Consider the following 25,305-nt stretch of genomic DNA (forward strand, 5'->3'; position numbering starts at 1 on the left):
TACCCCCGTCACCGCCGGTGGAAGACGCTCCGCGACCAGAAGTAGCCGAGCAGCGTCAGGCCGGTGCACCAGGCGAGGGCGCTCCAGGCGCTGGTGCCGATCTCGGTGCCCATCAGCAGACCGCGCAGCGTCTCGATGACGGGCGTGAAGGGCTGGTACTCCGCGAACCAGCGCAGGACCGTCGGCATGGAGTCGGGCGGGACGATCGCGCTGCCGATGAAGGGCAGGAAGGTCAGCGGCAGCGGCGTGTTGCTGGCGCTCTCCGGCGTCTTGGACACCAGCCCGATGCCTGCCGATATCCAGGTCAGGGCGAGGGTGACGAACATCAGCAGCCCGGCGGCGGCCAGCCACTCCAGCGGCCCGGCGTTCGTCCGGAACCCCATGGCGAAGGCCGCGCCGGTCACCAGCACCAGCGCGATCACAGTCTGGATCACGCTTCCGACCACGTGCCCGGCGAGGAAGGCGGACCGCGATATCGCCATCGTGCGGAACCGGTTGACGATCCCCTCCGTCATGTCGACGCAGACGCCGACCGCCGTGGCGACCGAGCCCGCCGTCGCCGTCATCAGCAGGATCCCCGGCGTCACGTAGTCGATGTAGCTGCCGCCCCCGATGCCGGCGCCCAGCGCGGTCCCGTAGGCGTAGTTGAAGAGCAGCAGCATCATCACCGGCATCAGCACGACCGAGAAGGTCATCGCCGGATAGCGCTGCGCGCGCTTCAGGTTCCGCCGCAGCATGGTCAGCGAGTCGCTGACCACGTAGCCCGTCCTCGTACTCGTCGTCACGCTCGTCTTCGTGCTCGTCGTCGTGCTCATCGCACGCCCTCCCCGGTCAGCGTGAGGAACACATCGTCCAGGTCGGCCGTCTCGACGACCAGCGACTCCGCCTGGACGCCCGCGCTGTCGAGGGTGTCCAGCACGGCCTTCACCGTGAGGACGGAGTTATCCCCCGGGATGTCCAGCGACAGGGACTCCCGGTCGGCGGCGGCGTAGTCGAACAGCTCGGCGGCGACGCCCAGTCGGCCGGCGTCGGCGAACCGGAGCCGGATCCGCCCGCCGGGGACGAATCGCTTCAGCTCCTCGGCCGTGCCCTCGGCGACGATCCGGCCGCCGTCCAGGACGGCTATCCGGTCGGCGAGTTGGTCCGCCTCATCCAGGTACTGGGTGGTGAGGAAGATCGTCACCCCGTGGTCGGCGACCAGCCCCCGGATGATCTCCCACATCGTGCGCCGGCTGCGCGGATCGAGTCCGGTGGTCGGCTCGTCGAGGAAGATCACCTTCGGGTCGCCGACCAGCGTCATCGCCAGGTCGAGCTTGCGCCGCATGCCACCGGAGAAGGTGGCGACGGGCTTGCGGGCGGCCTCGGTGAGTTCGAAGCGCCGCAGCAGGTCCTCGGCCCGCCTCCGCCCCTCCCGACGGCGGAGGTGGTTGAGGTCGGCCATCAGCATCAGGTTCTCCTCGGCGGTGAGCAGGTTGTCCACCGCCGAGAACTGGCCGGTCACCCCGATCGCCTTCCGCACCCCGTCGGCCTCGTCGACCACGTCGTGCCCGGCCACCCGGGCCACCCCGGCGTCGGCCGGGATGAGGGTGGAGAGGATCTGCACGGTGGTCGTCTTGCCGGCCCCGTTCGGCCCGAGCAGGGCGAACACGGTGCCCGCCTGGATCTCCAGGTCAATGCCCTTGAGCACCGCCTTGTCCTCGTAGGACTTGGTGAGTCCGATCGCCGAGATCGCGGCCATCAGGCCCGCCGGATGACGACGTTGCCGACCTGGGTGCGGCCGACGACCTCGACCGTCTCCCGAGCGTCGCCCGGGCCCTGCGCCTCGCCGAGGGAGTTGCGGACGCCGCCGAGCTTGCTGTGCACGTCGAGCCAGGCCGCCGTGCCCTCCGCGATGCCGACCTCCACGTCCCCGACGCCGGTCTGCAGGCTGACCTTGCCCCGGACCACCCGGCCGACCCGGAGGTGGCCGTTGGCCGACTTGGCGTCCACGCCCGCTCCGGCACGGCCGACGTGGATCCGGCCGTTGGAGGCGTTGGCGGTGAGCTCGCCGGCCACCTCGTCGATCTCGGTGTCGCCGTTGCTGTTCTTGACCGTCAGCACGCCGCCGACGGTGCCGATCTCGATCCGGCCGGAGCCGGACACCTCGGCGTCCCCGGCGACCACGCCGAGCCGGATGTCCCCCATGTCGGTCTTGAGTCGCACGCTGTCGGCCCGGTCGACCTGGATCCGGCCCAGGGAGGTCTTCAGCCGGCAGTCGCCGAGCGGGCCCTCGGCGACGAAGTCCGCCATCGGGGAGTCGGCGTGCACCTGGGAGCCGGCCGGCAGCTCGACCAGGACCTCGATCGAGCCCTTCTTGCTGGAGAAGACGGTGCGCTGCTTGGGGCCCTTGAGGGTGAGCCGACCCCCGGTGAAGTCGACCTGGGTCAGCTCGGCGGCCTTGACGTCCGCCTCCCTGGCCGCGTTGGCGGGCCGGACTTCGACGACGGCGTCGGTGCGCTTGCCGGCGGTGATCCACACCGCGCCGATCTCGAACTCGAAGGCAGCGGAGATCGGTCCGTCGGTCTCGTACGTAGGCATGGCTGTCCCGTCCTCTTGGCTCGTGTGGGTGTTCCCGCTGGTCGGAGCGGGGGTGACGTCGAAGGTGCGAAGGCTGTGAGAGGTGCGAAGGCTGTGGGGGTGCGGGTGGTGTGGAAGCGTCAGTGGACCCAGCCGGTGAAGCCCTGGCCGCCGAGGGTGCGCGGGGCGCGGGCACCGGAGTCGGCGGCCACGCCGGCGGCCTGCCGGCCGCCGTCCAGTGCGCCGGCCACGGCCCGGACCAGCCAGGCGTTGAGCGAGAGGCCCTCCTGTCCGGCGGCCTCCTCCGCCCGGGCCTTGAGGTTGGCGGGCAGGCGCAGGTTGATCCGCGCCGTGCCGCTCTCCTCCGACTCCGGCACCATCGGCGGCACCATCGGTGGCACTATCGGCGGCACCACGGGTGGCACCACAGGTGGCGCCATGACCGGCACATCGCCGTGGAAGCTGTCGGAGCCCGGCGGAGCAGTCACCACGAACTCCGGGTCGAGCCCGCGCAGGCGCACGTCCACCGAGCCCGGAGCGAGGTCGCGGGTGACCTCGCCCATGGCGGCCGAGAGCGCGTTGAGCAGGGTCAGCCGCACGGCCGACTCGAGCGGGAGCGTCAGCCGGTCGGCCAGCGCCCGGGCTTCGTCCCCGCCGGCGGCGGCGGCCACCGCGAGCTCGTTCCGGAGGTTTTCGACGTACGGCGTGAGGTCCATGGCTTCAGCATGGCACAGTGATGGTGCCATGTCGAGGCATTAGTGGTGCCACTTTGGCGCCATCGGGCGGAGGGGTCCGGCGCCGCAACGGAAACCGCCCCGCCGACCTGGCGGATCCAGGGGTCGACGGGGCGGTCCACGAGGGGGACGTCAGCCAGCGGTAGGCGTCATCCGGGGGAAGGCGTCAGCGCTGCCAGCCCGCGAGGTAGGTGTCGATCTCGCCGACCAGCCGCTTCTTGCCCGCCTGGTCCAGGAAGGAGGCCTCGACCGCGTTGCGGGCCAGCGCCGCCACCCCGGACTCGTCCAGCCCCAGCAGCCGCGCCGCCACCGCGTACTCGGTGTTGAGGTCGGTGCCGAACATCGGCGGGTCGTCGCTGTTGACCGTCACCAGCAGGCCCGCGTCCACCATCTGCTTGATCGGGTGGTCCTCGATCCGCTCCACGGCCCGGGTGGCGATGTTGGAGGTCGGGCAGACCTCCAACGGGATCCGGTGCTCGCCCAGGTAGTCGACCAGCGCCGGGTCCTTGACCGCCTGGGTGCCGTGCCCGATGCGCTCGGCGCCCAGCACCCGGATGGCGTCCCAGACCGTCTCCGGCCCGGTGGTCTCGCCCGCGTGCGGGACGCTGCGCAGGCCGGCCGCCCGTGCCCGGTCGAAGTACGGCTTGAACTGCGGGCGCGGCACGCCGATCTCCGGGCCGCCCAGGCCGAAGCTGACCAGGCCCTCGGGGGCCAGCTCGGTGGCCAGTCGGGCGGTCACCTCGGCCGACTCCAGACCGGCCTCGCCCGGGATGTCGAAGCACCAGCGCAGCACGACGCCGAGTTCCTTCTCGGCGTGCAGCCGGGCGTCCTCGATCGCCTCCATGAAGGCGACGTCGGGGATGCCGCGCCGGACCGAGGAGTACGGGGTGATGGTCAGCTCGGCGTACCGGATGTTCTGGCGCGCCATGTCCTCGGCCACGCCGTAGGTGAGCGCCCGGACGTCCTCGGCGTCGCGGACCAGGTCCACGACGCTCAGGTAGACGTCGATGAAGTGCGCGAAGTCGGTGAAGGTGAAGTACTCGGCGAGCGCCGCCGGGTCGGTCGGCACCTTGGACTGCCCCGCGTGGCGGGCGGCCAGTTCGGCGACGACGCGCGGCGAGGCCGAGCCGACGTGGTGGACGTGCAGTTCCGCCTTGGGCATCCCGGCGATGAACGCCTCGATGCCGCTCGGGCCTCCGGTGCTACCGGTGCTCCCGGTGGGGTTTCCGATCCGACTTCCGTCCGGCTGGACCACGGTGGTTCCCTTCTTCCTTCTCCGTGCCTTCTACGCGCGTATCGCGGACACCGGCCCAGGATAGGCCCAAGCCGGCGGGCCCGGTCGGGCGATCACCCGCCGAGCGCGACCGCCGCGGTGTGGATCAGCAGCCCGGCCAGGGCGCCGACCACGGTGCCGTTGATCCGGATGAACTGCAGGTCACGGCCGACGTTGGCCTCGATCTTGCGGGAGGCCTCGTCGGCGTCCCAGCCCGCCACCGTCTCGGAGATCAGCGAGGTGATCTCGGCCCGGTAGGTGTCGACCAGGTACTGCGCGGCGTCCTGCAGCCAGCCGTCCACCTTGGCCTGCAGCTTGCGGTCGGTGGCCAGGCGCTCGCCGAAGCGGCGCACGCCGTCGCGGATGCGCCGGCGCAGTTCGCTGTCCTCGTCCTCGGCCGCGCCCATCACCAGGGTGCGCACGGCCGCCCAGGTGGAGTTGATCAGCTCCTGCACCTCGGGGCGGGTCAGCAGCTCGCCCTTGGCCCGCTCGACCCGGGCGATGGTCTCCGGGTCGGTCTGCAGCTCGGTCGCGAAGTCGGCGAGGAAGTTGTCGACCGCACCGCGGGCCGGGTGGTCCGGGTCGTCCCGGATGTCGGTGACGAAGCGCAGCAGCTCCTTGTAGACCCGCTCGCCGACCTGGTGGTCGATGAACCTGGGCGTCCACCCCGGGGTCTTCTGGGTGACCTTCTGCACCACGTCCTCGTGGTTGGCGGTCAGCCAGTCGTGCGCCCGGACGGCGACCAGGTCCACCACGCCGTGGTGGCCCCCGTCGGCGACCACCTTGCCGAGCATCCGGCCCATCGGCTCGGCCACCGAGGTGGCGGCGGCCCGCCGGGTCACCGCCTCGGCGACGACCGCCCGCACGTCGTCGTCACGGAGCACCGCGAGCAGGCCGCGCAGCGCCGCCGAGGCCTCCTTGGTGACCCGCTCCGCGCTGCCCGGCGCGGCCAGCCACTCCCCCAGTCGGCGGCCGATGCCGAGCGCCGCGAGGCGCCCGCGCACGACCTGGCCGGAGAGGAAGTTGTCGCCGACGAAGTCGCCGAGCGAGCGGCCGAAGGCGTCCTTCTTGGTCGGGATGATCGCGGTGTGCGGGATCGGCAGGCCGAAGGGGCGACGGAACAGCGCGGTCACCGCGAACCAGTCGGCCATCGCGCCGACCATGCCCGCCTCGGCGGCGGCCGCCACGTACCCGGCCCAGGGCCCGGCGCCGGCCGCCTTGGCCCAGGTGGAGAGGGCGAAGACCAGGGTCGCGAAGGCCAGCAGGCCGGTCGCGATGGTCTTCATCCGGCGGACGCCGCGTCTCTTCTGCTCGTCGGCCGCGGTGAACCGGACCCCGGGGCCGGTCCCGCTGAAGGCATCGTCACTCACCCCGCCAGTCTGCCCGTTGCCCGGCGCGGACGGGGGCGTGCCTCGCGATCACGCGCCCCGGGTCTGCGGCCCGCTCTCCTGCAAGCCCCCTCACGCCCCGCCCGGCACGATCCGCCGTACCCTCTCGACCGCCCACCGCGCCCGGTCCGTGCACCACCGCCCGTCCAGCAACCCGGTCGAGGCCCGGCCCCGGCGGCGGTGGCGGTGGTGTCAGCGGTGGTGGCCCGGAGCAGGCCCTCGTCGACGACCTGCCTGAGCGCCTCGTCCGGGCCCTCCTCCCGGGGGAACGGCGGCACGCCCCGGTTGACGCTGTCCACCATGCCGGGCGGGATGTCCGCGCCGGTCACCCGGCGGCCCTTCAGCGCGAACTGCACCGCCGGTGGCAGGCCCACATGCCCGGCCCGACCACGCAGACGTCCAGGCTCATCCCTGTCCTCCGTTCACCGAGTTGGCCAGCCGGCGCCACGCCGGGTGGCGTCGCAGCCCGCGCCGCACCTGCGCCGGGACGACGCCGCGCCACAGCTGCTGGGCGGCGTTCAGCGGCGGAACCGCCTGCACGAGCGGCTCCTCGCGCAGCAGGAACAGTTCGTCCGGCAGCCCGAGCCGGGCGTCCCGGAACGCCGGGAAGCCCGCGTAGTGCCGCCGGCCGTCCACGACCACCGGTGGATCGCCGTGCGCGGCCTCGTACCGGATCTGGTCGCGCAGCGCCTCCGGCCGTCCGGCGGCGGCGAGTTCGAGCCGCATCCGGGCGGCGGCCGGCAGCCGGTGGTACACCTCGCGGGCGCCGAACCGCTCCACCAGCCGGGCGACTTCGGCGCACACCCGCTCCTGCAGCCCGTCGTCCAGCAGCAGGAATCCTCCCTGCAGCAGGCGCGGCACGTCCCAGCCGAAGCTGCGGGCCCGCAGGGCGTCCAACTCCTCGCCGGATTCGGCGAGTTCGGCCGCCACTTGCTGGAGTGCGGCGATCCCACGCAGCCGGTCCAGCACGCCGGCCCGCTCGGTGACGTTGCCCAGGTCCTCGCGCAGCACCAGGAAGTAGCAGTCGTAGTCGGCGAGGACGGACACCCGGCCCGCCCGCAGGCAGGCCTCCAGGGTGAACGGCTGGTCCGAGAAGACCTTCAACTCCTCGTCGCGGCGCAGCCCGTGGCGCCGCAGGAGGTCCAGCCGGAACAGCTTGGTGTCGGCCAGCGCCCAGGCCAGCGCGGAGTCGGCGAAGCCCACCGACTCCGCGTCGGCGTGGAAGAGCCCCTGCGGCACCAACCGCCCGTTCACCCCGACCTGCTTGGGCACCACCACGTCCGAGCCCCAGGCGTCGGCGGCCGCGACCAGCCGCTCCAGCGCCTCCTCGCCGAGCCAGTCGTCGGCGCCGAGGAACAGCACGTAGCGGCCGCGGGCGAGCGCCAGACCGCGGTTGGTCGGGCCCGCCGGGCCGCCCGAGTTGGGCTAGTGCACCACCCGGAACAACCCGGGATGGCGGGCCGCGTACTCCTCCAGCAGTTCCCCGCCGCCGTCCGTGGAGCCGTCGTCCACGGCCACCACCTCCAGCCGCCCCGGCGCCAGGGACTGCCCGACCAGCGAGTCCAGGCAGGCGGTGAGGTACGGCATGGTGTTGTAGACCGCGACCACCACGGTCACGTCGGGTACGGTCATCGGGCGGTGGGCCTCCGGTCCTGGTCGCGGCGTGCGACGCAGGGTCAACTCGGCGTGAAAGCCCGGGGTCACGACCGTCACCCGCACGGCGACGGGGACCAGAACAGGCACCCGGCCGCCGTACGGACACACGGCGGCCGGGAGGCGGGAGACAGCCGGGGAGGCGGGAGAACGGGCCACCCGCCCGACGAGCTGCCCGACGAGCGGCCGGAAGCCGCCCGGGGAACGGCCCCGCTCAGCCGATCGCGACCTCCGCGTACATCCGGGCGATCACGTCCTCGATGGCCGGCTCGCGCACCGACAGGTCCACCAGCGGGTACCGCTCCGCGACCGCCGCCACGATCGGCGCGGCGCTCTGCTGCGCCGGGAAGGTCAGCCACTGGCGCGGCCCCTCGATCTTGACCACCCGGGCCCCGGCCACCTCGATCGGGGACCGGGCCTCGGCGAGGTCCACCACCAGTGTCCGCTCGCTGCGCCCGGTGGCGTGCAGGCCCTCCAGCCCGCCGTCGTACACCACCCGGCCATGGTCGATCACCATGACGCGGCCGCAGAGCTGCTCGATGTCGGTCAGGTCGTGGGTGGTGAGCAGCACGGTGGTGCCCCGGTCGCGGTTGACCTCGCGCAGGAACTCGCGCACCCTGCCCTTGCTGACGACGTCCAGGCCGATGGTCGGCTCGTCCAGGTAGAGCACCTGCGGGTCGTGCAGCAGCGCGGCGGCGAGGTCGCCGCGCATCCGCTGACCGAGCGAGAGCTGGCGGACCGGGGTGTCCAGCAGGCCGCCCAGGTCGAGCAGTTCGACACAGCGGTCGAGGTTCTCGCGGTACCGCCGGTCGGGGATGCGGTAGATGCGGCAGGCGAGTTCGAAGGAGTCGCGCAGCGGGAGGTCCCACCAGAGGGTGGTGCGCTGCCCGAAGACGACGCCGATCCGGCGGGCCAGGGCGACGCGTTGGCGGGCCGGGTCGGCCCCGGCGACGCGCAGCCGTCCGGAGCTGGGGACGAGGATGCCGGTGAGCATCTTGATGGTGGTGGACTTGCCGGCGCCGTTGGGCCCGATGTAGCCGACGCACTCGCCGGCGTCGACGGTGAAGCTGAGTCCGTCGACCGCGCGCACCTCGCGCTTGGTGCGGCTGAACCGGCCGGCGCGGGCCCGTACGGTGAAACTGCGGTGGACGTCCTCGAGTTCGATCAGTGCCATGGAAGCTCCTTAAGGGCGACGGGGGATCCAGACGGAGGGGGTACAGACGGACGGGGTGCAGACGGGGGGTTCAGCTGCCGGTGCCGCGGTAGGCGCGCAGCCCGGCGCGCCAGGCGAGGCCGGCGGCGGCAACGCAGAGGGCGGCGGCGACCGGGGAGGCGTACTGGAAGGCGGTGGGCAGGCCGAGCGGGTCGGGCCGGTCGAGGATGCGCAGGGCGGGCAGCCAGTTGACGAAGGCCAGTGGGACGCCGAAGACGACGCCGAGCACGAGGTCCTTGGCGAAGACCGTCGGCGGGTACTGGAGCATCAGGCCGCCGCCGTAGGTGACGGAGTTCTGGAGCTCCTCGGCCTCGCCCCACCAGAACTGCAGGCAGGCGAAGCCCACCCAGAGCGCGCAGAAGATGGCCGTGCCGCAGAGCAGCAGGACGGGCACCAGCAGGACCCTGTCCCAGGTCCAGGTCACGTCCAGCGCGGCGAGCGACCAGGCCAGCACCGCCGCAGACTGGACCGGGCGGCCGATCCGGCGCAGCGAGAAGCGTTCGGCGCAGAGCTGGCCCAGGGCCGGGGCGGGCCGGATCAGCATCACGTCCAGGGTCCCGGTGCGGATGCGGTCACCGAGCGCGTCGATGCTGCCGACCAGCAGGTTGGCCATGCCGAGCGCGAACCCGGAGGTGCCGTAGAGGAAGCCGAGTTCGGGCAGGTTCCAGCCGCCGAGCGTGTCGGTGTGCCGGAACATCAGGATGATCACGGCGAAGTCGAGGAAGGCGATCACCAGGTTGGCCGTGAGCATCATCGCGAACGAGGCCCGGTAGGCCATGGTCGAACGGGTCCACATGGCGGCGCACAGCCACCAGGAGCGCACGGCCCAGCGGGCTCGGGCCGCACCGGAGCGGATGCGCTCGGCGCTGGTACGGGTGCGCCCGGGGCCGGAACGGTCGGCGCCGGTGCGCCGGCGGCCCGAGGGGGCGGGCGCGGGGCCGGGGTCAGCCACCCTGGACCACCACCTTCCGGGTCGCGAGCGCCTGCACGCCGCGCCCGGCGGCCAGCAGCACCGCGGCCCAGCCGAGCTGGAAGCCGAGCGGACCGAGCGCGGCCGCGCCAGTCGCATGCTCCAGGAACAGATCGGCGGGCACCTGGGCCAGCGCCGACCAGGGGAGCACCCGGGCGAGTTCGCCGAGCCACCCGGGAAAGAGCGTGAGCGGCAGCAGCATCCCGGAGAGGAACATCGCCACCACCAGGGCCACCGAGCGCACCCCGTCGGAGTCGTGCAGCCAGAAGCCGGTGAGCGCGACCAGGAACCGCAGCCCGAAGCTGACGATCTCGGCGAGCAGCACGGCGAGCAGGAAGACCAACCAGGTCAGGGGCCGTTCGGGCAGCCGGAAGTGGAAGAGCAGCGCACCGGCCAGCAGCGGCACGCCGCCGCGGACCAGCAGCTGGTAGCCGGCCCGGCCGAGGTCTCCGGCCAGCCACCAGCCCTGGAAGTCGACGGGCCGGTAGAGGTCCACGGCGATGTCGCCGCTGCGGAAGCGCGTCTGGACGTCGTTCTCGAACCCGCCCCCGAAGATCGCGGTGGTGGGCATCAGGGCCTGGCAGACCCAGATGAAGGTGACGGCCTGGTCCGGGCCGTAGCCGCCGAGGCCGGGGCGGGCCTGCCAGAGCGCGACGAAGGTGTAGGCGAGGATGCAGCCGAAGACGGTGTTCGTGACGATGCCGGCGAAGGTGGCGGCCCGGTAGGTGGAGTGGCGGCGGAAGGCGCCGCGGGCGACGGCCGCGTACAGCCCGAGGGAGGCGGCGAGAGCCGCCGTGGGATCGGGGGGTCGTGCCTCAGCGGGGGGTCGTGCCTCAGCGGGAGCAGCGTTCAGCATATTGTCTCCTTGTCGACAAATGCGGGCAGAGAGCTGCCCGCACGCGTCCACACACGCCCCAGCGGCTCCGATCGGCCGTACCCGGGGGTGCCGGGCCAGGCGGGCGGAGCTGCCGAAGTGGGTGCGCTATGAAGTTCGCATCTTTCACCGTACCTCCGGCCCCCACCGCCCGCACCCGATTTTCGACACCTCACGGCACCGTGCGCCCGGACGGCGTTCGAAGCACACAACAGCGCACGTCAAGCCCCCCACCCGCCGCTGATCGGACGTCAAATAGCACATAATCGCGGCATGACCTTGAGCACCCGACGCCAGGCCAGACGGGCCGCCCGCCGCGAGGCCCGCCGCGCCCTCCCGCTCTGGCGCCGAGCCCTGCCCACCTGGCGAGTCACCCTCGGCACGCTCACCACGCTGTTCCTGCTCGCCGTCGGCAGCTTCGCCGTGCTCTACGTCATCGTCCCGGTGCCCGACCCCAACGCCCACGCCGTCGCCCAGAACAACATCTATCTCTACGCCGACGGCACCACCGAGATCGCCCACACCGGCGCCGTCAACCGCACCGACGTCACCATCGACCAGATCCCGCTGCAGACCCAGCAGGCCGCCGTCTCCGCCGAGGACCGCACCTTCTACCAGAACCGCGGCATCGACCTGAAAGGCATGGTCCGGGCCGGCTGGAACACCCTGACCGGCAAAGGCATGCAGGGCGGCTCCACCATCACCCAGCAGTACGTCAAGAACTACTACCTGACCCAGAGCCAGACCATCGAACGCAAGGGCCGCGAACTCCTCATCGCCCTCAAGGTCGACCAGCAGCGCGACAAGAAGGACATCCTCGCCGGCTACCTCAACAGCAGCTACTACGGCCGCGGCGCCTACGGCATCCAGAGCGCCGCCCATGCCTACTACGGCGTCGACGTCTCCGAACTCACCCTCACCCAGAGCGCCTACCTCGCCTCCCTGCTGCAGGCCCCCAGCCTCTACGACGTCAAGACCGCCACCCCCGCCAACCGCGAGAAGGCCATCGCGCGCTGGAACTACACCCTCGACGGCATGGTCCAGCTCGGCTTCCTCACCACCGCCGACCGCGCCGCCGCCACCTTCCCCGACCCGATCGACCCCCAGCCCGCCACCGGCCTCTCCGGCCAGGCCGGCTACCTCGTCGGCGTCGCCGACGACTACCTGATCTCCTCCGGCACCATCGACGCCGCCACCCTCAAGGCCGGCGGCTGGCGCATCACCACCACCTTCGACAAGCCCAAGCAGGACGCCCTCGTCAAGGCCGTCCAGACCGAACTCACCGACGAACTCGACCCCAGGGCCCGCCCCACCACCGACACCGACGTCCGGGTCTCCGGCGCCTCCGTCGAACCCGCCACCGGCCGCGTCGTCGCCGTCTACGGCGGACCCGACTACGCCAAGCAGCCCTACAACGACGCACTGCGCCAGGACAACCAGATCGGCTCCACCTTCAAACCGATCGACCTCACCGCCGGCCTGCTCGCCCAGCACACCCTCGACGGCCGCCCGATCACCACCGAGTCCCACTACGACGGCACCAGCGAACGCCCCGTCACCGGCGGCCCCACCCCGTACGCGCCGCCCAACGAGGACAACGTCGACTACGGCAGCATCAGCCTGCGCTACGCCATGGTGAAGTCCGTCAACTCCGTGTACGCGCAGGAAGGCGTGGACGCCGGGCTCGCCCGCGTCCGGGAGACCGCGGTCAAACTCGGCATCCCCGACAGCGTCCGCGGCATGGACCCGGCCAACACCTCGATGACCCTCGGCACCGCCACCCCCAGCGCCCTCGACCTCGCCGGCGCCTACGCCACCCTCGCCAACCACGGCCAGGCCCACACCCCGTGGTCCGTCCTCAAACTCGAACGCAGCAACCCCGGCGGCGCCATCGACGTCCCCAAGACCCCCGAGCACAACCCCACCGACGCCATCGGCCGCGCCATCGCCGACGCCGTCACCGACGTCCTGCGCGACGTCGTCAGCCCCCGCGGCACCGGCGCCGCCGCCCTCGACCTCGGCCGCCCCGCCGCCGGCAAGACCGGCACCACCGACGCCAACCTCTCCGCCTGGTTCGCCGGCTACACCCCCGAACTCACCACCACCATCGGCCTGTTCCGGGAAAACCCGAAGACCCACGCCAAGGAACCCCTGGCCGGCACCGCCGGACTCACCCGCATCAACGGCGGCGCCATCCCCACCAAGATCTGGACCGCCTACATGACCGCCGCCCTCGACGGCACCCCCACCCAGCAGTTCGACCTGCAGACCGGCCACGACAACCCCGGCACCGACACCTGGCCCACCGCCACCGGCAGCACCTCCCCCAACACCGGCCCCACCTTCACCCACGGCTCCGGCCCCACCGCAGCGCCCAGCGCCACCATCCCCGGGCTCGTCACAGCCCCCACCCACGCCCCCAGCGGCCCCCCAGCCGCCACCGGCCCCGCCCCCGACCCGACCACCCCCAGCCCGCAGCCCCCCAAGCCCAAGCCCACCGCCAGCCAGGAACAGCCCAGCCCCACCGCCCGGCCCACCCAGACCCAGCCGCCCCGGCCCACCGACCCGCCCACCGCCACCGGCGGCCCCGCCACCCGGCCGGCGGCCACCCCGACACCGTAGGCGCCGACCGGACCACCGGACCGGGCACTACCGCCCCGCCGCCAACTCCTTCTCCACCGACGTCCGGAACCGCGGCGTCACCCGCACCTCCCCCAGCCACCCCGCCAACCGCTCCGCCTCCGCCGCGACCGCCCGCCCGGCCTCCGCCCCGACGTCCCGGAACAGCCGCCACACCACCTCGCCGTCGGCACGCTGCGCCCAGCCGCCCACCACCTCACCGCACCACCACACCGTCGGCCCGGCGTTGCCCGCCCGATCGAACAGCGCCGGCACGTCCTCCGGCCGCAGGTACCAGTCCCGCCCGCGCCAGCCCATCACCGCCGGATCCAGCGCGGGCAGCAGCGCCGCCCACGGCTCCGGCTCCGCCACCGGCGCGTCATCGCCCGGCAGCACCAGCCCGGCCACGCCGCCCGACACCTCCGCGTCCTGCGCGCCGACGTCCGCCAGCGCCCTGCGGACGTCCCTCAACGTCCACCCCGTCCACCACTTCACGTCCTCGACCGTCGCCGGACCGTACGCGGCCAGCCAGCGGCGCACCACCTCCGCCTTCGCCTCCCGCACCGGCACCTCCGGCCACTGCGGCACCAGCGCCCACGGGTAGCTGCTGCTCAGCCACGAACCGCGCGGACGACAGCGCCGCACGTGCCCGTCCGAGGCCAGCAGCCGCAGCAGCCGACTGCCCACGCTCTGCTTCGCCTCGTACGCCTTGCCCGCCGACATCAGCATCGTCTCGCGCAACTGCGGGACGTCATCGCCGAGTTCCTTGGTCGTCGCCTCGCCGCGCACCGCCAGCGCGGCCAGCACCTCCCGCTCGGTCGCGGCCAGCCGCCCCTCGTCCCAGCCCTCGGCGTGGTCCCGCAGGTGCTTGAGCAGCGTCGCCCGCTCCTTGGCCGCGATCGCCCGCGCCGCCGCCGAACTCACGTACGGGGCGAAGCCCTCCGTCACCGCGAAGATCGTCCGCCGCATCGACAGCAGCTTCACCAGCGAGACGTCCTCGTACAGCGCCCGCTCCACCGCCGCCGCCGAGGGCTCGGCCAGCCGCGCGCACGCCGACAGGTACACCGTGGCCGCGTCCGTCGCGTGCAGCCCGACCACCGCGTCGGCCACGTCCTCCACCCGCGCCGCCCGCACCGAGGGCGCCAGCAACTGCCGCCGCCCCAGTCGGGCCCGACGCTCACCATCACCGATCACCGGCACACGCCTCGTCATACCCGGACCCTAGCCCCGACCGCCGACAGTTCGGGCTCCGCGCCACCCGCCGCCAGTTCCGCCGCGAGCTCCGCGAACTCCACGAGCAACGGCGACGTCCGCCCCGCCGCCCAAGCCAGGCAGACCCGGTTGGGCGCGATGTCGGAGACCGGCACGTGCACCACGTCCGAGCGCGTGTAGAACGCCGCCACCGACAACGGCAGCACCACCATGCCCTCGTGCGCCGCCACGTACTCCAGCTTCTCCTCGACGGTGTCCGCACTCGGCCGGGCCCGCTCCGGCCGCCGCCCGCCCGGCACCGGCAGATCCCGCCACTCCGGCACCGCATCCGGATCCTGCAGCAGCCGCTCGCCGCCCAACTCGGCCATCACCACCGACCGTTCACCCGCCAACCGGTGCCCCGCCGGCAGCACCGCCACCCGCGGCTCCGCGAACAACGGGCGCAACGCCAGACCCCGCTGGTCCACCGGCAAGCGCACGAAGGACACGTCCACCCGGCCGTCCAGCACCACCTGCGCCTGGTCCCGCCAGGACGTCCGGACCACCTCCACCGCCAACCCCGCATGCCGCCCGCACATCGCCCGCGCGACGGCCGTCACCGTGATCCCCGGCATGAACCCCACCACGAACCGCGCCCGGTCGTCCGCCGACCGCCCCACCCGGCGCCGCAACGCCTCCGCCGCCGCCAGCAACTGCGGCGCATCCTCCAGCAACTGCCGCCCCGCACACGTCAGTTCGGTCGACCGCCGATCCCGTCGGAACAGCTGGGCACCCAACTCCGCCTCCAACGCCCGGATCTGCCGGGAGAGCACCGGCTGCGCGATGTGCAACTCGGCCGCCGCCCGCCCGAAATGCAGCTGCCGCGCCACCGCGACGAAGTACCGCAGCTTCCGCAGATCGACGTCCATCGCCCGCCCTCCCGCTTCCGACCTCCGCTGATACCCCGAGGGTATGACAGCGGACGGAACAAGTCTTGGACGACACCGACCCGCGCGACACAGGATCGAAGCACCTTCCCCCAACCGCGCTCCTCCGGAACCGCGCCGGCACCCCGAAGCACCCCCGAAGCCCGAAAGGCACCACCATGACCCTCACCGACCAGCGCATCGTCGTCCTCGGCGGCACCTCCGGCATCGGCCTCGCCACCGCCGACCTCGCCGCCCGCCAGGGCGCCCGGGTCATCGTCGCCTCCAGCCGGACCGACAGCGCCGAACGCGCCCTCGCCACCCTCCCCGCCGGAACCACCGCCGAGATCGCCGACCTCACCGACAGCACCCAGGTCGCCGCCCTCTTCGACCGCCTCGGCCCCATCGACCACCTGGTCTTCACCGCCGGCGAACCACTCGCCCTCATGCCCCTCGACGACCTCGACCTCGACGCCGCCCGCCGCTTCTTCACCCTGCGCTACTTCGGCGCCCTCGACGCCGTCCGCGCCGCCGCCCCCCGGCTGCGCCCCGGCGGCTCGATCACCCTCACCTCCGGCACCGCCGGCCTGCGGCCCGGACCGGGCTGGAGCGTCGCCGCCGGCATCTGCGGCGCGATCGAGTCCCTGGTCCGGGCCCTGGCCGTCGAACTCGCGCCGATCCGGGTCAACGCCGTCCGGGCCGGCATGATCCGCACCCCGCTCTGGTCCGGCCTGCCCGACACCGACCGCGAACAGCTCTACGCCGCGACGGCCGCCGGCCTCCCCCTCGGCCGGATCGGCGACCCCGAGGACGCCGCCGAGGCGTACGTCTACCTGATGCGGCAGCACTTCGCCACCGGCACCGTCGTCACCGTGGACGGCGGCACCCTGCTGGCCTGAACGCCCCCGGGTGACCCTCACCCCCCGGCCGACCCGAAACCCCCCGGCCGGCGACCGCTCACCGGACCGGCCGGAGCCCGTCCACGACCGTCCACCCCGGGCCGAGCTCCCGGCGCAGCGCCTCCAGGGCGGCCCGGGCGGCGGCGTCGAAGCGGACCTCCTCGTCCCGCGACCACGGCGACGGACCGCCCGGGTCGTCCCAGTCCAGCGAGGACTGGAACCGGGAGGACAGCCCGTCCAGCTCGGCCGCGAGCGCGGTACTGATCGGCAGGCGGTCGAGCTCGGCCGGGTAGCCGTACGGGCTGTCCACGTCGTCCGGCCACAGGGCGGTGCCGACCACCCCGGCCTCGAAGAAGTACCGCAGGCGCTCCGCGCTCACAGGTACAGCCCGACGCTCACAGGTACAGCCCCGTCGAACCCTCCGTGTCACCGAAGCGGGTCGCGGCCACCGCGTGCAGGTCACGCTCGCGCAGCAGCACGTAGGTGGCGCCCCGGACCTCGACCTCCAGCTTGTCCTCCGGGTCGTACAGCACCCGGTCGCCCGGCTCCACCGAGCGCACGCTCTGGCCGACGGCGACAGCCTCCGCCCACGTGCACCTCTTGCTCAGCTCCGCGGTCGCCGGGATCAGGATGCCGCCGGTCGAGCGGCGCTCGCCCTCGCCGCCCTCGATGCGCACCAGCACGCGGTCGTGCAGCATCCGGATCGGCAGCTTCTCGCCCAGCCGGTCGTGCCGGACGGCATCGTGCGGGTGGTCGGAGCGGGTCTCGTCGTTCGTACTCACGGTCCCGAAGGTACCGCTCCCGGGCGCGGAGCGTGACGCTGGCCCGGCATACGGAAGGCCGGGCGCGCACCGCACCCGGCCCTCAACCGCGTACCCGCGTGCTCGCGTACCCGCGCTTCCCGCGCTTCCCGCGTACGCGTGTTCCCGCGTCAGCCCTTGCGGCGCTTGCGCGACGAGGCGACCAGCAGCACCAGGCCCACGCCGACCAGCGCGGCCGGAACGATCCGCTCCCGCCGCGGCTGCCCCTTCTCGTCCACGAACTGCGCCTTGACCTTGTCCACCATGCCGCTGGCGGCGACGTACGCCCGGCCGGCCTTCTCCTCGACGGCGGCCGCCGCCCTGGCCTTGACCTGGGCGGAGATCGTGCTCGGGTGAACGCGTACGGCCAGCTCGTCCAGGGTCTCCGCCAGCCGGCCGCGCGTGCTCTCGATGTCCGCCTCGATCTGGGCGGTCGTCCGCGCCGACTTGTCCTGCGTGCTCGCCTCGCCCACTCGGGCCACCCCATTCACTTGCCGATGTTGATCTGTGCGATCCGTTGCGATCTGTGCGACTGACCCAGTGTGTCAGCTGCCGCGCACGGCCGCGCGGCCCCACCCACCATCGGAGGTAGGTTTGCCGTGGTACGACCGCCCGTCACAGCAGCACGCACCAGGAGAGTCCACCCATGACTGAGCGTCTCCAGCCCGGCGACACCGCGCCCGCCTTCAGCCTGTCCGACGCCGACGGCAACCAGGTGTCCCTCGCCGACCACGCGGGCCGCAAGGTCGTCGTCTACTTCTATCCCAAGGCGCTCACCCCGGGATGCACCAAGCAGGCCTGCGACTTCACCGACAACCTGGAGGTCTTCGCGGGCGCCGGCTACGACGTCATCGGCATCTCGCCGGACCAGCCGGAGAAGCTCGGCAAGTTCCGCGAGACCGAGAACCTCAAGGTCACCCTGCTCTCCGACCCGGACAACAAGGTCCTGGAGGCGTACGGCGCCTACGGCGAGAAGCAGAACTACGGGCGCACCTACCTGGGCGTGATCCGCTCCACGATCATCGTCGACGAGCAGGGCAAGGTCGAGCGCGCGCTCTACAACGTCAAGGCCACCGGCCACGTCGCCAAGCTGCTGCGCGACCTCAAGATCGAGGCCTGACCAGCCCGCCCCGACACGGCGAAGCGGTGGCGGCACACCCCCCGACCGGGTGCGCCGCCACCGCCGTCCCTCACCTCGACGGGCCGCTGTCAGCTCAGCAGGCCCCGAGGTCGCTCCAGACTCCCCACGCGCCACTGGCCGCGGGGTCGTCGCCCTTGGTCCACCACTTGTTCTGGTAGTAGTGGCCCTTCCAGGACACCTTGGTGGGCGTCGCGTAGGTGGTGCCCGCGTCCCAGCCCGGCGCACCCGCGCAACCGGCCGGCGTGGTCGGCGGCGTCGTGGGCGGAGTGGTCGGAGGCGTGGTCGGCGGGGTCGTCGGCGGCGTGCTGGGAGGCGTGGTCGGCGGGGTCGTACCGCCGTCGGTCGCGCCCCGGGTCAGGTCGCCCTTGATCCCGTACAGCGTGCCGCCCACGTTCACCGTCCAGTTCGACGGCGTGGACACCGGCAGGTAGTAGACGAAGTCCATGTCGACCGAGGCGCCCGGCGCCAGCGACTGCCAGCCCGGCAGCTTGACCGACACCCGGTTGTAGGTGCCCTTCAGACCGCCCACGTTGCCCGGGCCCGGATTGTCCTGCCGGATGACCTGCAGCCCGAACCCGGACTGGTCCTTGGCATTGCCCGGCGCCGAGTTGCCGTAGTCGAACTGGAACTCGGTGCCGCCCGGCAGGGTCAGCGTCGAGTTGTTGACGATGTGCAGCTTCGGGTTGATCGGGTAGTTCGAGTCGCCCAGCGCGAAGTTGGTGAACGACACGTCGACCGGCAGGGTCTGCTGCGGCAGCGCGACCGTCGAACGGGTCGCGCCGTACGGGGCCGCCGACTTGAACTTGTCGTACATCAGCGAGGTCAACGTCGAACCGGGCACGTACTCGCCCTTGCCGCCGTTCGCGGCGGCGTCCCACTTGTAGTCGCCCGCGAGCTCCCAGATCATCGCGCCGCCGGCGCCCTGGTTGACGATGTAGTCCGCCTTGGCGCCCACCGACTGCTCGTCCTCGGTGGAGAGGAACACCTTCTTGGTGTCGTTCCACAGCCACGGCGCCACCAGGGCGGAGCTGTAGTTGCGGGCGTAGGTGCCCTGCAGCGCGGTGTCCGTCACCCCGTACTTGGCGAGGTAGTCGGGCAGGATGCCCTTCTCGAGGTTCTTCGCGTGCCACATCGGGTTCGACCCGGCCGGGGACTCCTTGCCCGCGTCGTCCTTGTCGTTCCAGATGTTGTCGATGCCGACCGCGCCGTCCCCGCAGGAGGTCAGACCGGCCCCGACCGGACAGGTCGTCGCGGACGCCGTACCCCAGAGGCCGTTGGTGCCGCCCTGCACGTTCTTGAACCCGCGGGTGTAGTACGGCAGGCCGACGTTGATCCGGCCACCGGGCATCGCGCCGCGGAAGTAGTGGTACGACCAGTCGGCGTTCAGATAGCCGATGCCGCCGTACTGCCCGGTGCCGTACACGTTGGCGGCCGCCAACTCGCCGTCCTTGCCGTCGTCGAACAACGAGGCGTTCGGACCGACGTACTTGTTCCAGGCGCCGTGCAGGTCGTACGACATGATGTTGACGTAGTCCAGGTACTGCGCCACCTGGAAGGTCTCCATGCCGCGCAGCAGATAGCCGGACGACGGGGCCGCGACCGACAGCAGGTAGTGCCTGCCGTCGGCGGCACCGGCCTTGTCCAGGCTCTCCCGCAACGTCTTCATCAGCGCCGCGTAACCCTTGGCCAGCGAACCCCGCTTGGAGTTGGCGAGCTGCCAGTCCAGCGGGTTCCCGGCGTCCTTCATCGAGGTCGGGTACTCGTAGTCGATGTCGACACCGTTGAAACCGTACGTGCGGATGAAGTCGACCGACGAGGCCGCGAAGGTGTCGATGCCCGCCTGGTTCACGCTGCCGTCCGGGTTGACGGTCATCGAGTAGAAGCCGCCGGAGTTCACCCGCTTGCCGTCGTCCCCGAAGTAGCCGCCCGTCTCGGTCCAACCGCCCACCGAGATCAGCGTCTTGACGTTCGGGTACTGCTTCTTGAACTTCGTCAGCAGATTGAAATGGCCCTTGTACGGCAACGTCGGATCCAGCTCGGCCCCGGGCACTCCCGGGAAGGAGATCCCGGTCGCCTCGCTGGTCGGGCCGTCCGCGCCGACGGACAGCTTGTTGTCGCCGCCGACGTGCCCGAAGGCGTAGTTGAGATGGGTGACCTTGTCCCAGGGAATGTCGCTCACCAGGTAGGGCTGATCGCCGTTCTTGCCGGTGCGCCAGCCGGTGAAGTAGCCGATGATGCGGCGCTGGTGGTCCGCGCCCATCTTCTCGCGCCCGCCGGTGTCGTAGACGGAACAGTACGGGACGTTCACCCCCGGGGTCTGGTACAGCCCGTCCGGCCGACAGGCCGCGTTGTCGACGGCCGCCGCCGCCTGCGAGGGCGCCGCACCCAGCGTCGCCATCAGCAGCCCGGCCAGCGACGCCGCCGCCAACGAGGCCGCACCAGCCCGGCCCGCCGGACTCCTACGTCGCCGAACGGCGGTGGGACGCCGTTCGGCAGTGCTTCGGATCAACACTCGGTCCTCCGGGAGAGAGTGTCGGCGCGTGCCTGTGGGAGAGCACGCACGTGGGGGATTCCAATTGGCGCAGAAGCTATGTGGTCTGAACCACATAGGTCAATAGGTCTGTACCAATTGGTAATCAGCAGCCAAACATCCACCGACCCCGGTGTCCGAAGTGCCCGAACTGCCGCTCCGTCACGGATGCGCGCCGCGAACGGAACAGGAACAGGCGCACGGCGCCGCGCTGAATCTCGCTGTTCCCACCGGAAGTGAAGCCCTAGACTGGAGGCCATGCGGCCTTGGCGGAGCAGGCAGACGCGCCGGACTTAGGATCCGGTGGGGGAAACCCCGTGAGGGTTCGAATCCCTCAGGCCGCACTAGCCTTACACCTAAGGTTCGAAGGCCCTCCCCGAGAAGCATCTCGGGGAGGGCCTTCGGCGTTCCGCGGACGGCGCGTCAGTCGATGAGGTCCTTGACCACCGGCGCGAGGGCGCGGAAGGCCTGGCCGCGGTGACTGATGGCGTTCTTCTCGTCCGCCGTGAGCTCGGCGCAGGTGCGGGTTTCGCCGAGGGGCTGGAGGATCGGGTCGTAGCCGAAGCCGCCGTCGCCGGCCGGGGTGGTGCGGAGGGTGCCGAGGAGGCGGCCTTCGACGACGCGTTCGGTGCCGTCGGGGAGGGCGAGGGCGGCGGCGCAGAAGAAGTGGGCGCCCCGGTGCGGCTCGGCGATGTCGGAGAGTTGGGCGAGCAGCAGGTCGAGGTTGGCGCGGTCGTCGCCGTGCTTGCCGGACCAGCGGGCGGAGAAGATGCCGGGTGCGCCGTTGAGGACGTCCACGCAGAGGCCGGAGTCGTCGGCGACGGCGGGCAGGCCGGTGGCGCGGGCCAGGGCGTGGGCCTTGAGCAGGGCGTTCTCGGCGAAGGTGACGCCGGTTTCGGGGACGTCCGGGATCTCGGGGTAGGCGTCGGCGCCGACGAGTTCGACGTCGAGGCCGGCGCCGGTGAGGATGGCGCGGAGCTCGGCGACCTTGTGCTGGTTGCGGGTGGCGAGGATCAGGCGGGTGGACATATCGCCCACCCTATCCGGCGTCGAGGGGCCGTCAGCCGGTGCAGACCGAGGTGAGGTTGCCGGCCGCGTCGCCGAGCGGCTTGAGGTCGGGGACCTGGTTCTTGTCGGCGGCCCGCTGCACGTTGTCGACCTGCTTCTGCAGGTCGGTGACGGCCTTGGCGACGTCGGTGTTCTTGGAGTTCTTCCCGACCTGGTCGAGGTCGGTCTTGAGCTTCTGCAGCGCCTTCCCGGCGGCGGCCGAGTCGTTGCTGGCGTTGTCGTAGGCCTTGGTGACGTCGGCGATGTCGCCGGTGATCTTCACGGCAGTGTTGCCGCAGTCGATGGCCTTCTGTGCGGCGGAGCAGCTCACCATGCTGAGCGGGAGGATCGCGATCAGTCCGGCCACGGCGAGGGCGGCGGGGCGGGCGATGCTGGACGGCATCCGGTCCTCCTGTGGGGCGCGGGTTCCGTGGTGTGGGACGCGCGCCGGGGGGTGCGCGGTTCCCGCAGCGGGGGTGCTGCGGGAACCGTACGGTCTCCGGGCCCGGCCTGTACAGCAGGCCGGGCGGCGGGGCGTCCGACCTGGATCACGGTTGTGGGGCCCGCGCCGGTTCAGCCTTCGAGGGCCTTGCGCTGGATCTGGTCGAGTTCCGCGCAGCCGAGGCTGCCGAGGTCGAGCAGCTGGTCGAGCAGGGCGCGGTCGAACGGCGCGCCTTCGGCGGTGCCCTGGACCTCGACGAAGCGGCCGTCGGAGGTGCAGACGATGTTCATGTCGGTTTCGGCGCGCACGTCCTCCTCGTACTGGAGGTCGAGCATGGGGACGCCGTCGATGATGCCGACGCTGACGGCGCTGACGCCGCCGGTGATGGGCTGGCCCTTGGCGCGCAGGAGCTTCTTGTCGCGGGCCCAGGCGACGGCGTCGACGAGGGCGACGTAGGCGCCGGTGATGGCGGCGGTGCGGGTGCCGCCGTCGGCCTGGAGGACGTCGCAGTCGAGGACGATGGTGTTCTCGGCGAGGGCGCGGTGGTCGACGACGGCGCGCAGCGAGCGGCCGATGAGCCGGCTGATCTCGTGGGTGCGGCCGCCGATGCGGCCCTTGACGGCTTCGCGGTCGCCGCGGGTGTTGGTGGCGCGCGGGAGCATGGAGTACTCGGCGGTGACCCAGCCTTCGCCGCTGCCCTTGCGCCAGCGGGGGACGCCCTCGGTGACGCTGGCGGTGCACAGCACCTTGGTGTCGCCGTAGGAGATGAGGACGGAGCCTTCGGCGTGCTTGCTCCAGCCCCGTTCGATGGTGATGGGGCGGAGCTGTTCGGGGGTGCGGCCGTCGATGCGTGACATAGGCACTGAGCGTAGTGGCTTCGGGTGGCGGGGCCGTGTCGGTGCGCCGGGGCCCGCTGTCCGGGTGCGCCGCGGCCCGCCGTTCCCTCGGGTGGGGTGGCGGGCCGGGCGGGTGGGCCCGGGTGGCTCGGTGGGTGAGCCTGGGTGGCTCGGTGAGTGAGCCTCGCGGCTCGGTGGGTGGGCCCGGGTGGTTCAGCTCACATCATGTCTTCGATGTCGGCGGCGATCGGGTCGGCGTCGGTGCCGATGACGACCTGGATCGCGGTGCCCATCTTGACGACGCCGTGGGCGCCGGCGGCCTTGAGGGCGGCCTCGTCGACCAGGGCGGCGTCCTTGACCTCGGTGCGCAGGCGGGTGATGCAGCCTTCGACCTCTTCGATGTTGTCGATTCCGCCCAGACCGGCGACGATCTTCTCAGCCTTGCTGGCCATCTGATTTCTCCCTCTGTCTCGGCTCGCCGGCCGCTCTGCCGGGTGCCGTCGTGCGCTGTGCTGTGGGGGTTGTCCCTCGGCCGCGGGGCGGCGAGGTCCGTGCGGCTGACGCGGGTTCAGCTGCGGTCGTGCTGCCGGGCAGCGCGACCAGCATCACCCGCGCAGGTCCGGTTTGCCACGTTAGGCCACTTTTGGCCCACTCCGGCGGGCAGGCTCCCGATCGCCGCCCGAGGATGACGATCAGCGGGGCCGGAGTCCCGGAGTGCGACCTGCGTCCGATGGTGGTCTACACCAATATATGTGTACTCCGATGAACGCAGAACCGGCCCCGGGCGTTCCTGAGCCCCGCCCGAGGGTCCCGCAGGGGGCCACTGGCCGGCAACTGCTCCCGGAAGGCGAAGGATGAGTTCGGCAGGCGCCACAGCCCCGCAGACGACGTGGTGGCACTCCTTCTACGGCGGCCTCCAGAAGATGGGCCGTTCGCTGCAGCTGCCGGTGGCCGTGCTCCCGGCGGCGGGCATCCTGAACCGGCTCGGCCAGCCCGACGTGTTCGGCAAGGACGGCCTGGGCTGGGACAACGTCGCCAGGGTCTTCGCCGCCGCCGGCGGCGCACTGCTCGACTCCTCCTTCGGCCTGCCGATGCTGTTCTGCGTCGGCGTCGCGATCGGCATGGCGAAGAAGGCGGACGGCTCGACCGCGCTCGCCGCCGTGGTCGGCTTCCTGGTCTACTTCAGGGTCCTGCACGCCTTCCCGGAGCACTGCAAGGGCGGGACGGTCCCGGTCCCGGACGCCTGGACGGGCCAGTGCGTGGACTACTCGTCGGCGAAGATCGCGGCCGCGACGTACCAGAATCCGGGGGTGCTGGGCGGCATCCTGATCGGCCTGCTGTCGGCCTGGCTCTGGGTCCGGTTCCACCGCACCAAGCTGGTGGACTGGCTCGGCTTCTTCAACGGCCGCCGCCTCGTGCCGATGATCACCGCCCTGGTGGGCCTGGTGATCGCCGTCCTCGCGCTCTGGATCTGGCCGCCGATCGGCCGCGGCCTCAACGACTTCTCGCAGGACCTCGCCGACCTGGGCGCGGGCGGCTCCGGCATCTTCGGCGTGTGCAACCGCGCGCTGCTGCTGATCGGCATGCACCAGCTGCTGAACACCTTCGTCTGGTTCCAGTTCGGCGACTTCACCAAGGCCGACGGCGCGATGGTGCACGGCGACATCCCACGCTTCCTGGCGGGCGACCCGACGGCCGGACAGTTCCTGTCCGGCTTCTTCCCCATCATGATGTTCGCGCTGCCCGCCGCCGCGCTCGCGATCGCGCACTCGGCCAAGCTGCACCGCCGCAAGGAGATCTACGGCCTGATGCTCTCGGTCGGCCTGACGTCCTTCGTCACCGGTGTCACCGAGCCGATCGAGTACTCCTTCGCCTACATCGCCCCGGCCCTGTACGCGGTGCACGCCCTGCTGACCGGCGCCTCGATGGCGGTGACGTGGGGGCTCGGGGTGCACGACGGGTTCAGCTTCTCGGCCGGCCTGATCGACTACGTGATCAACTGGGGGCTGGCCACCAAGCCGTGGCTGATCATCGTCATCGGCCTCTGCTTCGCCGTCGTGTACTACGCGCTCTTCCGGTTCATCATCGTCAAATTCGACCTGAAAACACCGGGGCGCGAGGACGAGGACGAGGTCGAGGACGTCACCAAAGCCTGAAACAGAGCGCCCCGGGCAGCATCCCGCAATGGCCTCCGGACCCGCCGGTCCGGGGGC

General features: G+C 71.9%; 25 protein-coding genes, 1 tRNA gene and 1 pseudogene. 5 read left to right on the forward strand and 22 right to left on the reverse strand.

Annotated features, from left to right (window positions below; genetic code table 11):
• Nucleotides 1-8: 8 nt before the first annotated feature.
• The 12 genes and pseudogenes from ACZ51D_RS24185 to ACZ51D_RS24240 all read right to left on the reverse strand — a co-directional run bounded on the left by ACZ51D_RS24185 (nt 9) and on the right by ACZ51D_RS24240 (nt 10,643).
• Nucleotides 9-815, reverse strand: coding sequence for an ABC transporter permease (locus tag ACZ51D_RS24185; protein ID WP_465620456.1), 807 nt, complete (start codon nt 813-815; stop codon nt 9-11).
• Nucleotides 812-1,738: an ATP-binding cassette domain-containing protein gene (locus tag ACZ51D_RS24190; RefSeq protein WP_465620454.1), complete on the reverse strand. Its 927-nt coding sequence runs from the start codon at nt 1,736-1,738 to the stop codon at nt 812-814. Before ACZ51D_RS24190 ends, ACZ51D_RS24185 begins: the two co-directional genes overlap by 4 nt.
• Nucleotides 1,738-2,577 carry a DUF4097 family beta strand repeat-containing protein gene (locus ACZ51D_RS24195; RefSeq protein WP_465620452.1) on the reverse strand — a complete coding sequence of 280 codons (840 nt, stop codon included), beginning with the start codon at nt 2,575-2,577 and terminating at the stop codon, nt 1,738-1,740. Before ACZ51D_RS24195 ends, ACZ51D_RS24190 begins: the two co-directional genes overlap by 1 nt.
• A 119-nt stretch (nt 2,578-2,696) precedes the next feature.
• Nucleotides 2,697-3,272 carry a toxin-antitoxin system HicB family antitoxin gene (locus ACZ51D_RS24200; RefSeq protein ID WP_465663510.1) on the reverse strand — a complete coding sequence of 192 codons (576 nt, stop codon included), beginning with the start codon at nt 3,270-3,272 and terminating at the stop codon, nt 2,697-2,699.
• Between the two features lie 184 nt (nt 3,273-3,456).
• Entirely contained in the window at nt 3,457-4,521 is a 1,065-nt protein-coding gene (locus ACZ51D_RS24205; protein ID WP_465663544.1) for an adenosine deaminase, read from the reverse strand.
• Between the two features lie 116 nt (nt 4,522-4,637).
• A complete protein-coding gene (locus ACZ51D_RS24210; protein WP_465663511.1) occupies nt 4,638-5,933 on the reverse strand; it encodes a DUF445 domain-containing protein in 1,296 nt (431 codons plus the stop codon).
• Nucleotides 5,930-6,325, reverse strand: coding sequence for a hypothetical protein (locus ACZ51D_RS24215; protein WP_465663512.1), 396 nt, complete (start codon nt 6,323-6,325; stop codon nt 5,930-5,932). The genes ACZ51D_RS24210 and ACZ51D_RS24215 overlap by 4 nt, the downstream gene beginning before the upstream one ends.
• Nucleotides 6,326-6,356: 31 nt before the next feature.
• Nucleotides 6,357-7,229 carry a hypothetical protein gene (locus ACZ51D_RS24220; RefSeq protein ID WP_465663545.1) on the reverse strand — a complete coding sequence of 291 codons (873 nt, stop codon included), beginning with the start codon at nt 7,227-7,229 and terminating at the stop codon, nt 6,357-6,359.
• Nucleotides 7,206-7,583, reverse strand: a pseudogene (locus ACZ51D_RS24225) (glycosyltransferase family 2 protein); the annotation flags it as partial. The gene ACZ51D_RS24220 and the pseudogene ACZ51D_RS24225, both read right to left, overlap by 24 nt.
• A 235-nt stretch (nt 7,584-7,818) precedes the next feature.
• Complete coding sequence (locus tag ACZ51D_RS24230) at nt 7,819-8,778, reverse strand: ABC transporter ATP-binding protein (RefSeq protein WP_465663513.1); 960 nt, start codon at nt 8,776-8,778, stop codon at nt 7,819-7,821.
• Nucleotides 8,779-8,848: 70 nt separating this feature from the next.
• Nucleotides 8,849-9,769 carry an ABC transporter permease gene (locus ACZ51D_RS24235; protein ID WP_465620423.1) on the reverse strand — a complete coding sequence of 307 codons (921 nt, stop codon included), beginning with the start codon at nt 9,767-9,769 and terminating at the stop codon, nt 8,849-8,851.
• On the reverse strand, nt 9,762-10,643 hold the full coding sequence (locus ACZ51D_RS24240; RefSeq protein WP_465663514.1) for an ABC transporter permease: 882 nt from the start codon (nt 10,641-10,643) through the stop codon (nt 9,762-9,764). Before ACZ51D_RS24240 ends, ACZ51D_RS24235 begins: the two co-directional genes overlap by 8 nt.
• Nucleotides 10,644-10,934: 291 nt before the next feature.
• Here ACZ51D_RS24240 and ACZ51D_RS24245 point away from each other — a divergent pair, with 291 nt between their 5' ends.
• Nucleotides 10,935-13,283 (forward strand): transglycosylase domain-containing protein, encoded by a 2,349-nt coding sequence (locus ACZ51D_RS24245; protein ID WP_465620420.1) that lies wholly within the window; start codon nt 10,935-10,937, stop codon nt 13,281-13,283.
• Nucleotides 13,284-13,310: 27 nt separating this feature from the next.
• Here ACZ51D_RS24245 and ACZ51D_RS24250 read toward each other — a convergent pair whose 3' ends face one another.
• Nucleotides 13,311-14,492 (reverse strand): winged helix DNA-binding domain-containing protein, encoded by a 1,182-nt coding sequence (locus tag ACZ51D_RS24250; RefSeq protein WP_465663515.1) that lies wholly within the window; start codon nt 14,490-14,492, stop codon nt 13,311-13,313.
• Nucleotides 14,489-15,400, reverse strand: coding sequence for a LysR family transcriptional regulator (locus tag ACZ51D_RS24255; RefSeq protein ID WP_465620417.1), 912 nt, complete (start codon nt 15,398-15,400; stop codon nt 14,489-14,491). Before ACZ51D_RS24255 ends, ACZ51D_RS24250 begins: the two co-directional genes overlap by 4 nt.
• Nucleotides 15,401-15,576: 176 nt before the next feature.
• Between ACZ51D_RS24255 and ACZ51D_RS24260 the strand changes: the two genes are divergently transcribed.
• Complete coding sequence (locus ACZ51D_RS24260; protein WP_465663516.1) at nt 15,577-16,296, forward strand: SDR family oxidoreductase; 720 nt, start codon at nt 15,577-15,579, stop codon at nt 16,294-16,296.
• Between the two features lie 58 nt (nt 16,297-16,354).
• Here the strand turns inward: ACZ51D_RS24260 and ACZ51D_RS24265 are convergent, their stop codons facing one another.
• From ACZ51D_RS24265 to ACZ51D_RS24275, 3 genes are all read right to left on the reverse strand, one after another.
• Entirely contained in the window at nt 16,355-16,675 is a 321-nt protein-coding gene (locus ACZ51D_RS24265; RefSeq protein WP_465620415.1) for a hypothetical protein, read from the reverse strand.
• A gap of 16 nt (nt 16,676-16,691) precedes the next feature.
• Nucleotides 16,692-16,994, reverse strand: a complete 303-nt coding sequence (locus ACZ51D_RS24270; protein WP_049655715.1) for a GroES family chaperonin — start codon at nt 16,992-16,994, stop codon at nt 16,692-16,694.
• A gap of 233 nt (nt 16,995-17,227) precedes the next feature.
• Complete coding sequence (locus ACZ51D_RS24275) at nt 17,228-17,569, reverse strand: DUF3618 domain-containing protein (RefSeq protein WP_465620413.1); 342 nt, start codon at nt 17,567-17,569, stop codon at nt 17,228-17,230.
• Between the two features lie 173 nt (nt 17,570-17,742).
• Between ACZ51D_RS24275 and bcp the strand changes: the two genes are divergently transcribed.
• The gene (gene bcp / locus ACZ51D_RS24280) at nt 17,743-18,216 is read left to right on the forward strand and encodes a thioredoxin-dependent thiol peroxidase (RefSeq protein ID WP_360496920.1); all 474 of its coding nucleotides are present in this window, start codon (nt 17,743-17,745) and stop codon (nt 18,214-18,216) included.
• Nucleotides 18,217-18,310: 94 nt separating this feature from the next.
• Here bcp and ACZ51D_RS24285 read toward each other — a convergent pair whose 3' ends face one another.
• Complete coding sequence (locus tag ACZ51D_RS24285) at nt 18,311-20,635, reverse strand: chitinase C-terminal domain-containing protein (protein WP_465663546.1); 2,325 nt, start codon at nt 20,633-20,635, stop codon at nt 18,311-18,313.
• Nucleotides 20,636-21,027: 392 nt separating this feature from the next.
• Here ACZ51D_RS24285 and ACZ51D_RS24290 point away from each other — a divergent pair.
• Nucleotides 21,028-21,111 (forward strand) — tRNA-Leu (locus ACZ51D_RS24290).
• A 79-nt stretch (nt 21,112-21,190) separates the two neighbouring features.
• On the opposite strand, the gene rdgB is transcribed toward ACZ51D_RS24290, so the two are convergent.
• The 4 genes from rdgB to ACZ51D_RS24310 all read right to left on the reverse strand — a co-directional run bounded on the left by rdgB (nt 21,191) and on the right by ACZ51D_RS24310 (nt 23,544).
• Nucleotides 21,191-21,796, reverse strand: a complete 606-nt coding sequence (gene rdgB, locus ACZ51D_RS24295; RefSeq protein ID WP_465663517.1) for an RdgB/HAM1 family non-canonical purine NTP pyrophosphatase — start codon at nt 21,794-21,796, stop codon at nt 21,191-21,193.
• Between the two features lie 31 nt (nt 21,797-21,827).
• Nucleotides 21,828-22,217 (reverse strand): hypothetical protein, encoded by a 390-nt coding sequence (locus tag ACZ51D_RS24300; RefSeq protein WP_360496914.1) that lies wholly within the window; start codon nt 22,215-22,217, stop codon nt 21,828-21,830.
• A 170-nt stretch (nt 22,218-22,387) separates the two neighbouring features.
• Nucleotides 22,388-23,113 (reverse strand): ribonuclease PH, encoded by a 726-nt coding sequence (gene rph / locus ACZ51D_RS24305; protein WP_360496911.1) that lies wholly within the window; start codon nt 23,111-23,113, stop codon nt 22,388-22,390.
• A gap of 197 nt (nt 23,114-23,310) precedes the next feature.
• Nucleotides 23,311-23,544 (reverse strand): PTS sugar transporter subunit IIB, encoded by a 234-nt coding sequence (locus ACZ51D_RS24310; RefSeq protein ID WP_030284095.1) that lies wholly within the window; start codon nt 23,542-23,544, stop codon nt 23,311-23,313.
• Nucleotides 23,545-23,946: 402 nt separating this feature from the next.
• Between ACZ51D_RS24310 and ACZ51D_RS24315 the strand changes: the two genes are divergently transcribed.
• Nucleotides 23,947-25,248: a PTS transporter subunit EIIC gene (locus ACZ51D_RS24315; RefSeq protein WP_465620408.1), complete on the forward strand. Its 1,302-nt coding sequence runs from the start codon at nt 23,947-23,949 to the stop codon at nt 25,246-25,248.
• Nucleotides 25,249-25,305 lie beyond the last annotated feature (57 nt).

The organism is Kitasatospora sp. NPDC033851 (assembly GCF_055576085.1).